Annotated in this window: 12 protein-coding genes; 5 read left to right on the forward strand and 7 right to left on the reverse strand. The window is 45.3% G+C overall.

From position 1 onward, the window contains the following. Positions 1–21 precede the first annotated feature (21 nt). Complete coding sequence (gene ggt, locus ACFI6L_RS17410) at positions 22–1,740, forward strand: gamma-glutamyltransferase (RefSeq protein ID WP_462574498.1); 1,719 nt, start codon at positions 22–24, stop codon at positions 1,738–1,740. A gap of 128 nt (positions 1,741–1,868) precedes the next feature. On the opposite strand, the gene ACFI6L_RS17415 is transcribed toward ggt, so the two are convergent. Beyond that, on the reverse strand, positions 1,869–2,339 hold the full coding sequence (locus tag ACFI6L_RS17415; RefSeq protein WP_136783500.1) for a LabA-like NYN domain-containing protein: 471 nt from the start codon (positions 2,337–2,339) through the stop codon (positions 1,869–1,871). 89 nt (positions 2,340–2,428) lie between these two features. Between ACFI6L_RS17415 and ACFI6L_RS17420 the strand changes: the two genes are divergently transcribed. Then, positions 2,429–3,136: a PepSY domain-containing protein gene (locus ACFI6L_RS17420; RefSeq protein WP_462574499.1), complete on the forward strand. Its 708-nt coding sequence runs from the start codon at positions 2,429–2,431 to the stop codon at positions 3,134–3,136. A gap of 52 nt (positions 3,137–3,188) precedes the next feature. Here ACFI6L_RS17420 and ACFI6L_RS17425 read toward each other — a convergent pair whose 3' ends face one another. The 5 genes from ACFI6L_RS17425 to ACFI6L_RS17445 all read right to left on the reverse strand — a co-directional run bounded on the left by ACFI6L_RS17425 (position 3,189) and on the right by ACFI6L_RS17445 (position 8,558). After that, positions 3,189–3,605: a VOC family protein gene (locus ACFI6L_RS17425; RefSeq protein WP_239300266.1), complete on the reverse strand. Its 417-nt coding sequence runs from the start codon at positions 3,603–3,605 to the stop codon at positions 3,189–3,191. An 11-nt stretch (positions 3,606–3,616) separates the two neighbouring features. Next, complete coding sequence (locus ACFI6L_RS17430) at positions 3,617–5,023, reverse strand: aldehyde dehydrogenase family protein (protein ID WP_061439300.1); 1,407 nt, start codon at positions 5,021–5,023, stop codon at positions 3,617–3,619. Between the two features lie 315 nt (positions 5,024–5,338). After that, positions 5,339–6,637, reverse strand: coding sequence for an adenylosuccinate synthase (locus tag ACFI6L_RS17435; RefSeq protein ID WP_014948109.1), 1,299 nt, complete (start codon positions 6,635–6,637; stop codon positions 5,339–5,341). Between the two features lie 503 nt (positions 6,638–7,140). Next, positions 7,141–7,323: a DUF2065 domain-containing protein gene (locus tag ACFI6L_RS17440; RefSeq protein WP_014948108.1), complete on the reverse strand. Its 183-nt coding sequence runs from the start codon at positions 7,321–7,323 to the stop codon at positions 7,141–7,143. A 56-nt stretch (positions 7,324–7,379) separates the two neighbouring features. Further along, positions 7,380–8,558: an aminotransferase class V-fold PLP-dependent enzyme gene (locus ACFI6L_RS17445; RefSeq protein ID WP_462574500.1), complete on the reverse strand. Its 1,179-nt coding sequence runs from the start codon at positions 8,556–8,558 to the stop codon at positions 7,380–7,382. Positions 8,559–8,821: 263 nt separating this feature from the next. On the opposite strand from ACFI6L_RS17445, the gene ACFI6L_RS17450 reads away from it, so the two are divergent. After that, positions 8,822–9,241 carry a hypothetical protein gene (locus ACFI6L_RS17450; protein WP_061439296.1) on the forward strand — a complete coding sequence of 140 codons (420 nt, stop codon included), beginning with the start codon at positions 8,822–8,824 and terminating at the stop codon, positions 9,239–9,241. 152 nt (positions 9,242–9,393) lie between these two features. Here ACFI6L_RS17450 and trxA read toward each other — a convergent pair whose 3' ends face one another. Continuing rightward, the gene (gene trxA, locus ACFI6L_RS17455) at positions 9,394–10,263 is read right to left on the reverse strand and encodes a thioredoxin family protein (protein WP_462574501.1); all 870 of its coding nucleotides are present in this window, start codon (positions 10,261–10,263) and stop codon (positions 9,394–9,396) included. A gap of 290 nt (positions 10,264–10,553) precedes the next feature. On the opposite strand from trxA, the gene ACFI6L_RS17460 reads away from it, so the two are divergent. Then, positions 10,554–10,886 (forward strand): Mpo1-like protein, encoded by a 333-nt coding sequence (locus tag ACFI6L_RS17460; protein ID WP_014948104.1) that lies wholly within the window; start codon positions 10,554–10,556, stop codon positions 10,884–10,886. 283 nt (positions 10,887–11,169) lie between these two features. Further along, positions 11,170–13,278 carry a S9 family peptidase gene (locus tag ACFI6L_RS17465; protein ID WP_462574502.1) on the forward strand — a complete coding sequence of 703 codons (2,109 nt, stop codon included), beginning with the start codon at positions 11,170–11,172 and terminating at the stop codon, positions 13,276–13,278.

Here is a 13,278-nt window from a genome sequence, read left to right on the forward strand (position 1 = left end):
GTCTGTAACAAGGAGTTTGTAATGAAAAAGCGGATAGCTAACGTCGGGTTTATCTCGGTAATAGTGGCATTTATTTCAGTAGTGGCAGCATGTTCCCATGCGCCAAATCCCCCTGTTGATAGTGCTAGCAACAATACAGTAGGGCTTAGCCAACAGGCCGTTGCCATGCCTGACAGCTACAGTGCCGATGCTGCAATGCAGGTACTCCAAGAAGGTGGTAACGCAATTGACGCTGCTATTACGGCACAGTTTGTCTTGGCTGTTACTCTACCAGAGGCGGGCAACGTAGGCGGTGGCGGCTTTATGACAATAAAGTTTGAAGATAACACCGACTTTTTAGATTACCGTGAAATGGCACCTGAAAATGCGCATCGCGATATGTATCTTGACGAGCAAGGTGACGTAAAACCGTACGAGTCTTTGTTTGGGGCTAAAGCGTCTGGCATTCCTGGTACCGTTGCTGGTATGTGGGCCGCGCATAAAAAATACGGCACATTGGATTGGGAGCGTCTACTCGCACCAGCCGTTGATTTGGCCGAGCAAGGTTTTGTGGTTCACGAGAAGCTGGCCAATAACATTGATCACTATATTGAGCGTACCAAAGAAGCAGCTATCAATAACAACTTTAGCGAGTATTTTGCACACGCTAAAGCAGGCACTACCTTCAAACAGCCAGAGCTAGCGAAAACGCTTAAAGCTATTCAGCAACAGGGAAAGGATGGCTTTTATAAAGGCGATGTAGCAAAGCATATTGTTGATTTTATGCAGCAAAACGGCGGCCTTATTACCTATGAAGACTTACTGGCTTACAAAGCAGTGTGGCGCAAACCTCTTCACCTAAACTGGCAAGGTTATGAGCTGGTGACCGCACCTCCTCCAAGCTCTGGTGGTGTTGCCGTTGCCCAGTGGATCGGCATGCTAGAAGCCTATGACGCAACGCACGATTTGCCAGCGCAAAACAGTACTGAATACATTCACGTTATGTCAGAAATTGGTAAGCGCGTGTTTGCCGATCGCGCTGAATACATGGGCGATCCTGATTTTGTTAGTGTTCCGGTAGAAGCGCTCACTGACGCTAACTATATTACTCAACGCGCAGCAGATATTCAGCCTACCAGTATTTCTGATACCCCAAGCGTTAAGCCTGGTTTAAAAGAAAGCGAAGATACAACACACTTCTCCATTATGGACAGATGGGGTAACGCGGTTGCTAATACAACGACCATCAACCTCACTTTTGGTAGCGGTGTTGTTGTAACTGGTGCTGGCTTTTTGTTGAATGATGAAATGGACGATTTTAGTGCTAAGCCTGGCGTGCCTAACTTCTTCGGCGCAGTGGGTGGTGAGGCGAATGCTATTGAACCTTACAAGCGCATGCTGTCGTCTATGACGCCAACGCTGGTCACTAAAGACGACCAAGTGGTTCTGGTAACAGGCTCTCCTGGCGGCACTACCATTATTTCGTCAGTAACTCAGTCGCTATTGAATGCCCTGCTTTACGATATGAGCGCTGAAGAAGCCGTGAACTCACCACGTTTTCATCACCAGCTATTGCCAAAAGACACCATTCGTATGCACGACGGGTTTACAGAGGCAACCGTAAATGAGCTTAAAGCAATGGGCTACACCATTGATAACCGTCGCTTTGGTGATGTACATTTAATTAGGCGCACTAAAGAGGGTGTAGAAGCCGCATCTGAAAAAAGCGGTCGGGGTAAAAGCCTAGTACAACCATATTAGTACAGCCTTATTAGGACAGCCGCCTTAGTACAACCGTATTAGCACAGGGCTGTTAGCTGAGCACCATTAGTGGAGCTATAGGGGCTCAGCGTTATTAGTTCAGCCTTGAACAAAGTACAAGCTGAAAACTACAGCAACAGCGTGGCGTCGATAGGCACGTACTTAGACGCCACTTTTTGAATACTTTCAGCCGTTAATGCAGGAACACCGTACACAGTTACGGTTTTCCCTTTTCCTTTAAGGGCGTTTACAAGAATATCGAAATCGCCGTCGCCCGACACCAGAATAATTTCATCAACATCGTCGGCGTGTTCAAGTGCATCTACTGTTATACCTACATCCCAGTCACCTTTCGCCGAGCCGTCAGCACGTTGAATGAAAGGCTTTAACTTTACTTCAAACCCAATAGCACGAAGAATGTTTTGAAATTCACGTTGCTTGCTGTCACCCCTGTCTATGGCGTATGCAAAAGCATGTGCTATATCCAAGTTGTAGGTAAGTTCACGCCAAAACTGGTTGTAATTAAAGTTACGTTTGTACGCCTGACGGCAGGTGTAATACACGTTTTGTACGTCTACCAGCACTAATGCTTTATTCAAAACCACCCTCTTCTTCGGTTTACTCGGCTATTGTTTTCTGATGTTATAGCCTTTTGATAATAAAACCAAAAAACCTGATGATGAAATTTATGCGCAAGGCGCACAACTACCTGGGCTTAATACTATTTGTACAAATAGGTCTATGGTTTTTAAGCGGCTTGGTTATGGCCTGGTTGCCCATAGATGAAGTAAGAGGCAATCACTTAAAACATGCCGTCACTACGTCGTGGCACAGTGTTACGGTTACCCCTTCCGACATTTTGCGCCACCACAGTAGCGCTGCCGTACTTTCACTTACTCATCGTATAAATGAAGTAGGCCATGCTGGCTCAAACACGCTTGATGCTATTCCTGTTTATCATGTCGTGGATGACAACACTGCCTATCGCTACAGCGCATTAACAGGTGAAGCTTTGCAAACCATGCAAGAGAGCGCTATTCGCAAAGCAGCAAAAGGGCAATACGCAGGTAGTGGCGATATTGGTGAGACCCAGTTGTTAAGCGTGTTGCCTCAAGAAGTGCAAAACCTGTCTGCGCCATTATGGCAGGTAAACTTCGATGACGACCTTAATTCGCGGTTTTATATCGACCCAAACACAGGCAGTGTTCTGCGCGTACGTACCGACACATGGCGGCTGTTTGATTTTATGTGGATGCTGCACATAATGGATTATAAGGACAGAAGTAACTTTAACACGCCGTGGTTAATTGCTTTTTCGGGCAGCGCCTTTTTGTTCACCCTTACAGGTGTTGCGCTTTTATATAAGCGCTTCAAACCAAAAAAGAAGAAGCGCTAGCCTAGTATCAGGCAGCTCTTTGATGTACGGCAAAGAGCAACTGCCCCCATTATTATGAAGCGAAAAGCTGAGAAATATCGGCGAACGCTTTGAACTCTAAGGCGTTGCCGAAAGGGTCTTTGAAAAACATAGTGGCTTGTTCGCCCGGCTTTCCTTTAAAACGAATATAAGGTGCGATAACAAACTCGGTATCGGCAGCCTCTAATTTACTTGCCAGTGCTTGCCAATCGTCCATGGTTAGCACAACGCCAAAGTGCGGCACCGGCACAGCATGATCGTCTACCCCGTTATAGGCAGGCAGCGACGGCATAGCCTCTACACAATGGGTCACTAATTGATGGCCAAAGAAGTTCCAATCTATCCACTGGGTATCACTGCGGCCCTTTTCACAACCCAACAACTCACCGTAGAACGCTTCTGCGTCGGTTAAATTAGTGACCGGAATGGCAAGATGAAAAGGTTGAACCATGAAAACTCCTGTTATAAAAACTTCTTAAGCAACGACAGCTTAAACTTAGAAAACGGTGCATAACGAAAGAACACGTCGAGGGCGAATGAACGTTTCATTACCGTTTTAATATGGCTGAATGTATCAAAACCTGCTTGGCCATGATAGCTACCCATGCCGCTATTTCCTACGCCACCAAACGGCAACTCAGGGTTAGTCATAAACAGCATAGTGTCGTTAGTACACACACTGCCTGAACTGGTTTTGCTGATAATATTATCAAGCACATCGTCCTTATCACTAAATGCATAAAGTGCGAGTGGCTTAGGCCTGCTGTTCACAAACTTAATGCCCGCCTCCATGTTGTCAACAGTGATAATAGGTAGAATAGGGCCGAAGATCTCTTCTTTCATTAGCGGGCTATCTAGCGATGGCTCCAGTACAAGGGTAGGCGCCATTGCTGGACGAGATTCATCTAGCTCGCCGCCATACACCACATTGACGTTTTCAAGGTAATTTTCAAGACGCTTTAAGTGACGATGATTAACGATATTGCCGTAATCTCGTGACGATAAAGGTGCTTTGCCGTATTGCTTTTTCAGCTCTTTTTTAACCGCATCGATAAGCTTTTGCTCAAAGCCCTTTTCAACAATGACATAGTCAGGCGCAATACAAGTTTGGCCCGCATTCATCCATTTACCCCACACTAAACGGCGCGCTGTGACAGCAATGTTTGTGTTTTTATCAACAAAACAGGGACTCTTACCGCCAAGCTCAAGGGTTACTGGCGTTAAATGTTTGGCCGCGGCGCTCATGACAATTTTGCCCACCACTTCACCACCGGTGTAAAAAATATGGTCCCATTTGCAGGCAAGTAGCGCCGTCGCTTCATCTTTACCGCCTTCTATTACGGCAACGCATGAATTATCCATATATTGGGGGATAAGCTTAGCCACCAGCGACGAGGTTTCTTCAGCCAATTCAGAGGGTTTCAATACCGCACAGTTGCCCGCTGCAATAGCGGCGATATAAGGGGCAAGCAATAACTGAAGCGGATAATTCCACGCTCCGATAATAAGCACAGTGCCAAGCGGCTCAGGCTTGCGAAAGCTCTTACCTGGCCATGCCACCATGGGCGTTGATACTTTGCGTGGCTTTGCCCATTTATCCAAATGCTTAAGCGTATGCTTGATATCAGAAAGCAGAAACCCTTGTTCCGCTACCATGGCTTCGGTCTTACATTTGCCCAGGTCATTTTTAAGGGCCTGCAAAATGTCGTGCTGGTTGTCTTTCAGTAAAGTTTCTAATGCCTTTAACTGGCTTTTACGCCACTCCAAGGACTGGGTTTTCCCTGTATCGAAACTGTCGTTAAGCTTGTGAACAACGTCAACGAAACACACGCCAGTTTCCACTGCGTGAAGAGAAGGTCTATTTGGCATAAGAAGGCTCCGATAGCATAACACCCACTGCAACAATTCTATGGCTCATCTTAAGATTGTTGTCGGGCAAAGCAGCGCAATAATTAACTGATACTATCTTATATTAATAGGGATGTTCGAAGACAACGCAACTAAATTGTTAATTAATGTTTAATGCGTTTGCGTTTTAGGCCCTAACCGTAGGACTTATAGGAATAAAATGCAGGTGCTAAAAAATGAAGCGTGATCAATGAAAATGAAAAAGAGGTAAAGTTTGTGTGCAACAAAAAAAGCCCAGTGAACACTGGGCTTTTAAACATATTTTATGTGAAACTATTACGCGTCGTATGGGCTGCGTAAAACGATAGTTTCGTTTCTGTCAGGGCCTGTTGAAACGATATCAACCGGCACACCTGTTAGCTCTTCAAGGCGCTTAATGTAGTTTTTCGCAGCTTGTGGAAGCGCTTCAAACTCAGTTACACCAAAGGTGTTGTCTGTCCAACCTGGCATTTCTTCATATACTGGCGTTACTTTCTCGTAACCGTCAGCCGCCATAGGTGGAACGTCTTTCACGTTGCCGTCTGCATCTTTGTAGCCTACACAAATTTGAAGGCTTTCAAGGCCGTCTAGCACGTCAAGCTTGGTTAAACAGAAACCTGTAATAGAGTTAATTTGTACTGCGCGTTTCATCGCAACTGCATCGAACCAACCTGTACGGCGCTTACGGCCTGTAGTTGCGCCAAACTCATGACCTTTAACACCTAAGTGTTGGCCTACTTCACATTCTAGTTCAGTAGGGAAAGGACCTGAGCCTACACGCGTAGTGTATGCTTTAACAATACCCAGTACGTAATCTAGCTTAAGTGGGCCAAAGCCAGCACCCGTTGCTACACCACCAACGGTAGTGTTTGAGGACGTAACATAAGGATAAGTACCGTGATCGATGTCTAGAAGTGTACCTTGTGCACCTTCAAACATAATAGGCAAGCCAGCATTGTGTGCTTTGTCTAGTTCGTCAGTTACATCAACAACCATTGCTTTAAGAATGTCAGCAACTTCCATTGCACCTTTTAAGGTTTCATCAAAGTCTACTGCTTCTTCGCCATAGTACTGCGTAAGCGTGAAGTTATGCACGTCTAGCACTTCTTTCAGCTTTGCTGCGAAGTCTTCTGCATTAAACAAGTCGCCAACGCGTAATCCACGACGGGCTACTTTATCTTCATACGCTGGACCGATACCACGACCGGTTGTACCAATTGCTTTTGCGCCACGGGCTTTTTCGCGCGCTACGTCTAGTGCAATGTGATAAGGAAGAATAAGCGGACAAGCTTCACTAATCTTTAATCGCTCGCGCACTGGAACGCCACGCTCTTCAAGCATAGTCATTTCTTTCATTAGTGCGTCAGGGCTTAGCACAACACCGTTACCAATAATACAGGTAACATTATCGCGTAGGATGCCTGATGGGATTAAGTGAAGTACGGTTTTTTCACCGTCGATTACTAGAGTGTGACCTGCATTGTGTCCGCCTTGGTAACGAACAACATATTTTGCGCGATCAGTGAGTAGGTCTACGACCTTGCCTTTACCCTCGTCACCCCATTGAGTGCCGAGTACCACAACGTTCTTTGCCATGAATCATATGTGTAAGAAAATTAGGTGGGGATTCTACAAAATTCTAGGGCAAGGATCATCTCTTTTTCGAACAAAAATACGACTATTTTATTTTTATTTTTGAAATCACAAAGATGACCCACTGCCGCTCGAGCCTTTTTGAAATAAGGCTTGGCTTCTTATTTTTCAGCACAAACATTCTTAGACGCTAATTTTTAAAGCTTTCTAAACATTACCTGGTAAAAAAGCTGAACAGACGGTCTATCGCAGTCTGCGCTACGCCCATTTATATAACGTTTTGCTATTATTCGCGGGCATTGGATGCTTAAAAGCTAAAGAGGTATTCAAAGGGCTGAAAATATACCTCTGAATGTTGAATACAGGTTTAAGAGCACACTTTTCAGTCAACGGTAAAGTCGCGCTCCTTTTCGTACTATCCATTATGGTAAAGCGTGTGGCAGTGTTTGATGAGGTCCGTTTTCACACCGCTTCGCGCCTCTTAATGCCTAGATCTGGGCGCTAACTCAACTGAAATAAAACAGCAGTAGTGCGCCTATTATCACAAGGGTTCCGCCAATTTGACGCAGTTGATTGCTGGGCTGTTGGCTTATCTGAAGTAAATAATTGCGCCATTTATTAGGAAAAAGAAGCGGCCCTATTCCTTCTATAATAAGTACCAACGCTAAAGCGGGTAGTAGCCACTCCATAAAACTATCCTTAAATAAGTGTGACGTTAATATTTACGTATGTTTAAAGCAACGACTTACGCTTTCTGATTCAGTGCGGTTAAATCAATGTACTCAGGGGTGTGGTACAGACCAAAACCAAACCGTAAGCGGTTTCCTCTAAAATCGGTAAGGATATGGTGCTCCTTAAGCGCTGAAGCAAGGGCTTTTGTTTCATCGGCACTATCTAATTCAAAGGTAAGGAAATGCCCTCGGTTTGCTTCATCACTTACTGCTAGATGTTTTTCGTTTAGCAAGGGATGGTTGCAGGTAGCAAGTTTCTCTAGAAATGTGCGCTGCATGCCCATTACGTATTCGTTAACTGTAGCGACATCAATGCCATTGTCGTCGAACATACGAAGCACGGCTCTTAATCTGTAGAGCGCGGCAAAATCCATGGTCGCACCAGCAAAGCGCATTCCATCTAGACTATATTGAACGCTGTCTTTACCGCCAACCTTGCGAGGCTTATCTAGCTCGCCAAACTCTGCAAACCAGCCTGTATATGCGGGTCTTAGCTCACAGCCCACGGGTACGTGCGCAAAACATGCGCCCTCTCCTGCCTGAGCATATTTGTAACTACCGGCAAGATAAAAGGCTCGGTGGGCAATGTTCGCTATATCGGTAGGCTTTGCCATAAACCCGTGATAGCCATCAACCACAATAAGGGTATTGTCGTTAGTTACGCTATTTACGATATCTGTGACATCGTTCACCACGTATCCGGAATTAAAAAACACCTGACTAAAGAAAACCAGCTCGGGATCGTGTTCGGCAATGGCGGCCTTAAAGCGCGACGCAAACGTATCGTAGGGTTTGGTAGGTACGGTAATAAGTTCTATCGCACCCTGCTCTTGCATCCTACTCGCTTGGCGCTGAAAACTGTGAAACTCGCTGTCTGTCGACACTACTTTATAAGGCGCAGCGCTATCGATGCAGCTCATTACGCGATAAAGCAGCTCATGGGTATTGGGCGCAAAAACGATTTGCTGTGGCGCACCAGTGTTCAGTATGTTGCTAATGCGCTGCTGTAGCTCTGGCACTAAAGTTTGGAAGAAATATCCCCATTTTTCGTCAACATACTTAGCGCTGTCATCCCAGTAGTTGAGCATTGCATCACGTGTGCAGTCGGGCCAAAAATAATGGCTGTGACACGCATAATGCTGTTTGCCTTTGTTCGCATTAAGAAACCCGGTATAAAAATGCTGATATGCCATGCTTTATTGCCTACCTTAGAAACCGACTAAACCCTATCAAAATTCTATCTTTTTCGCATGAATCTGCGCCTGCAACAAAACATTTATTTACAAATTAAGTGTAAATACTTTTGCCCATATCATCCTGCTTAATGATATTTCTTATATATCTATATCCACTGCAAATCTTGAGAACTCTGCTATATCATATAAGGGTGATTTATTTAGTTCTTCGAGTTAGCAAGCTCCATCTGTCCCACGCAGACACATATTAAAGGTACTTTATGCGTTTCCCTAAATACGGAAATTATTCATTGGATATCTCAGGAAACGTTCTTGAAGTGTTTGCTACGGGAGCGTGGAACCTTAAAACAACAGAGTTTTTTATTGAAGAAATGCATGTGCTTATTGATAGGTTCGATGATAAGCCTTGGGCTGCCTTAATGGACGGACGCCGTTGGGTATTATCTACGCCGGAATGTCAGACCCGATTGGCGGGTGCAATTAAGGTGAATATTTCGAAAGGGCTTACTCGCTCAGCCTATGTGCTAGATAGCGGAATGGTTAAGCGTGCTCAGCTAGAACGTACCCACCCTTCCAAGCAACGTGACATTGAAACAAGCAACTATGAACGGGAGTATTTTGAAAAATACTTTGAGGCGCTTAACTGGCTACACAAGGAAGGGTTCTCACCTATTCGCTAGTTTTTAACGAACACGACGATCGACTCGAAGATATCTTCATGTTCAAAAATATCGGGGGAGTTGTAAGAACCAGTTCGATTGACCATACAACAAACTTCTAAGCCTAAGGCGACGGTTTTAGCGTTACGGTGAACGCTAAAACCCAAATAGGCTTAATACAACAAGCTATATACTTTACGACGATACTCAGACTTAAGCGGGTCGCCATCGGCTAGTGCATTCATCATATCCATCATTATCTTTCTGGCGTCACCAAACCCGAGTTCTTTCTTTAACACACTATAAAGAAGTTCTAGTGCATCTTGTGCTTTGTTCGCTTGCTGCAACTGTATCGCTAAGTCAACTTTAAGCTGCAAGTTGTCTGGGTTCGCCTCTACTGCCGCTTGAAGCTGACGAATTTCAGGGGTGTCTGCGGCTTGTTCTGCCAATTCAACTTTGCCTACTAAACTCTTGTAACGGGAGTCTTGATCCACCAGCTTAATTTCTTCCAGTAACGCTTTTGCCATATCGATAGAACCAGTCTCAATGTAGCAATCGATAAGCATATATTTAGCGTTTACATTATCTGGGTTAAGCGCTAGGGCTTCTTTAGCTGCTGGCAGTGCCTCTGCATAATCACCTTGCTGAATCGCTTTGCCAGCAGTGGCAAGTAGATCGTCTTCAGGATTAGGTAAATACTTAGCGAGCATTTCGCGAATTTGCTGCTCGGGCTGTACACCAGCAAAGCCATCAACAGGCTGACCGTTTTGCACCACCATCACCGTTGGCAGACTTCTAATACCAAACTGCGCAGCGACTTCTTGCTGGGCCTCGCAGTCTACTTTGGCCAGAATCAAGTGCTGGCTATACTCACCCGCGAGCTTTTCCAAAATAGGCATAAGGTCTTTACAGGGCTCGCACCAATCTGCCCAAAAATCGATTAGCACCAGCTTATCTTGCGACGCTTCAATGATGATTTGTTGAAAGTTTTCTACCGTAATATCTACGATGGTTGCTTGGCTATTCGCAACGAGATTTTCCATAACGCAGGCCTTTAATTTCTTGTATTGAGAGGAATATGGGGCAGACGGCCTGAAATTACAAGGTTAAGGTAGGCTATCTTTGGACACCGTGCCTTGCACTAGGGCGTGCCTCTTAATTCGCCACTTTGTTGGATCTGCGCCAGTGAGCACGCATATTTGCAAAAAACTCATTCCTTTTTTGTCGTATTCACGACAATCTATTTTAAAATAGAATGTTAACTTAGTGTAAACTGATGCTACTAAGTCACTTTACTTCTATAGTAATACATGGTTTTGGCCGAGAGGGTTTTATGTCTACACAAACAAGCGCTGACACGCATTTTGCTTCATTCAAAGAGTTTTACCCGTTTTATTTAAATGAACATAGAGATAGTACATGCCGCACGCTTCATTTTATCGGCTCGTGGCTGGTTCTCGGCGTTATAGCACTAGCAGTATTTATGGCCAGTTGGTCGCTACTGTGGTTTATTCCGCTAGTAGGTTACGGTTTCGCTTGGGTAGGTCATTTCTTCTTTGAGAAAAATCGCCCTGCGACATTTAAACACCCGCTTTACAGCCTAATGGGCGACTGGGTCATGTTTAAAGATATTCTTGTGGGCAAAATTAGCCTTAAAGGCGAATAAAGCTCAAATGACTTAAAGGACGGCCAGCCCTCTATTAATAATGACAACTGCCATTGCTAGCGCCCTGCGTTGTTAAACGTTGCGCTTAATGTTGGATATGTAATTTTAACGGACAATCCAGCCTCTTCACCGCACGCGCTTTACATAAAAGAAACGAAAGCGATATGGTTAGAGACAACGTTCGCAGGTTGCTACATTTGCGTTAGGATTTACGCTAAGCACACGACAGCGAACATTCTACCTATCGCGCTCAGCGCAAAAAACAATAACAAAAGGAACAACTATGTTTGCGTCTCGTTTCGCCTTTCGACCAGTACGAAAAGGCTTATGTGTTACCTCGACTGCATTATCACTATTGGTTTTAGGTATAAGTCAGGCCAATGCATTGCAGGAATCCGCCTCTGATTCGACTAGCTTAAATGCGCTGACATACGATGACACCTTTAACTTAGAATTTGTGGCCAACCCACAGTTTCTTAATAAGGATACGGTAATTTATTCTCGTCAGAGCATGGATGTCATGACTGACGGAAGACAAAGCCGACTTTGGCAAGTAAATATTAAATCCGGTGAGCATCGCCCGTTTATTGGTGTAGATGAAAACTTGTCACAGGCTACCTTATCGCCCAACGGTAAAATGGTGGCATATACAAAATCGGTCAACGGCCGCGCACAAATCCATCTCTATTACTTAGATACCATGCAGTCTGTGCGCTTGACCAACACCAGCGAAGCACCTCGTCAGTTAACCTGGTCTCATGACAGCAAAACCTTAGCCTTCACCCAGTTTACCGAAGAAAAGCAAAAGCCATTGTTTACCGGCATGCCGAGCAAGCCTAAAGGAGCAAAGTGGGCTGACCAAGGCACCTATATTGATGCGGTGCAGTATAGAGGTGACGGAAGAGGCTACTTGCGTGAAGGCTTTGACCAGATATTTGTTCTGCCTGTTGAAGGCGGTACGCCGCGTCAGTTAACAACTGGAAAATTCCCTAGCGGCGGCACCCTTTCTTTCTCTAAAGAGAATGACTGGATTTATTTTGCCACACCACAACGAGAAGACTACGCGCTGCACCCTTTGTTTAGCGACATCTATAAAGTGAATGTGAATACAGCGGCAGTTGAACAAGTTACCGATATCGAAGGGCCTGAAGGTAGACCAACCTTGAGTCCCGACGGAAAATACCTTGCATTTACTCAGCTCAACGACAGAAAGCTTTCTTATCAGAATGGCGACCTTGTGGTACTTGAGCTTGAAAGTGGTGACATCAGCCGTTTAACTACGTCACTAGATAGAAGCTTAGGCAAATTTGAGTGGCGCAAAGACAGCCGAGGATTAATCTTTTCTTACCTTGATCACGGCGAAACGAAACTTGCTGCAGTGAACCTGAAAGGCGATGTGAAACCTATCGACGTTAGCATAGGTGGACAAGCGTTTGGACGCCCTTACACGTCGGGCGACTTCACAGTTAGTGATAAAGGCGACATTGTTTACACCACGGCAAGCCGCACTGTGCCTGGCGACCTGGCGCTTTATAGAAAAGGCAAAGATGATACGCAACTCACCGATTTAAACAGCGACGCACTTGGTCATAAAACGCTGGCAGAAGTACAAGATCTTTCCGTAGTATCAAGTGTGGACGAGCTACCTATCGACGCATGGATTGCATTGCCACCAGGATTTGATAGCAGCAAAAAATACCCGCTAATTTTAGAAATTCATGGCGGCCCACATGCAGCCTACGGCCCTCACTTTGCCATGGAAATTCAGCTAATGGCCGCGCAAGGTTATGTCGTGGTATGGGCTAACCCAAGGGGCAGCAGCTCTTACGGTGAAGACTTTGGTAATTTGATCCACCATAACTACCCATCAGAAGATTATAACGACCTAATGAATGTGGTAGACGCGGTTGTTAAGCAAGGCTATATAGATTCAGAGAATCTGTTTATTACTGGCGGCTCAGGCGGCGGAACCCTTACCGCATGGTCCATTGGTAAAACAGACCGCTTTAGTGCAGCTGTTGTGGCGAAGCCGGTTATTAACTGGATGAGCTTTTCATTGACTGCCGACGCATACCCGTACTTTAGCAACTACTGGATGGCAGATATGCCGTGGACTATTGCGGATAAACTCTGGCAGCGTAGCCCTTTGAGCTTAGTGGGCAACGTAGTAACACCCACTATGCTGCTAACTGGTGAAGCCGATCACCGTACGCCAATTAGTGAGACAGAGCAGTATTATCAAGCGTTGAAGTTACAAGGTGTCGATGCTGCAATGGTGCGAATTCCAGGGGCTTCGCACGGCATTGCAAGCCGCCCTTCTCGCTTAATACAGAAAGTAGGAAATATTGTGGCGTGGTTTGAACGCTACAAGAAGAATAACGACGGCGAGTAA

Source organism: Alteromonas sp. G4i35, from assembly GCF_054960375.1.

Coding starts and splice junctions, on each gene's coding strand:
- ggt (WP_462574498.1), top strand. CDS start 22: ATGAAAAAGCGGATAGCTAACGTCGGGTTTATCTCGGTAATAGTGGCA.
- ACFI6L_RS17420 (WP_462574499.1), top strand. CDS start 2,429: ATGCGCAAGGCGCACAACTACCTGGGCTTAATACTATTTGTACAAATA.
- ACFI6L_RS17425 (WP_239300266.1), bottom strand. CDS start 3,605: ATGGTTCAACCTTTTCATCTTGCCATTCCGGTCACTAATTTAACCGAC.
- ACFI6L_RS17430 (WP_061439300.1), bottom strand. CDS start 5,023: ATGCCAAATAGACCTTCTCTTCACGCAGTGGAAACTGGCGTGTGTTTC.
- ACFI6L_RS17435 (WP_014948109.1), bottom strand. CDS start 6,637: ATGGCAAAGAACGTTGTGGTACTCGGCACTCAATGGGGTGACGAGGGT.
- ACFI6L_RS17440 (WP_014948108.1), bottom strand. CDS start 7,323: ATGGAGTGGCTACTACCCGCTTTAGCGTTGGTACTTATTATAGAAGGA.
- ACFI6L_RS17445 (WP_462574500.1), bottom strand. CDS start 8,558: ATGGCATATCAGCATTTTTATACCGGGTTTCTTAATGCGAACAAAGGC.
- ACFI6L_RS17450 (WP_061439296.1), top strand. CDS start 8,822: ATGCGTTTCCCTAAATACGGAAATTATTCATTGGATATCTCAGGAAAC.
- trxA (WP_462574501.1), bottom strand. CDS start 10,263: ATGGAAAATCTCGTTGCGAATAGCCAAGCAACCATCGTAGATATTACG.
- ACFI6L_RS17460 (WP_014948104.1), top strand. CDS start 10,554: ATGTCTACACAAACAAGCGCTGACACGCATTTTGCTTCATTCAAAGAG.
- ACFI6L_RS17465 (WP_462574502.1), top strand. CDS start 11,170: ATGTTTGCGTCTCGTTTCGCCTTTCGACCAGTACGAAAAGGCTTATGT.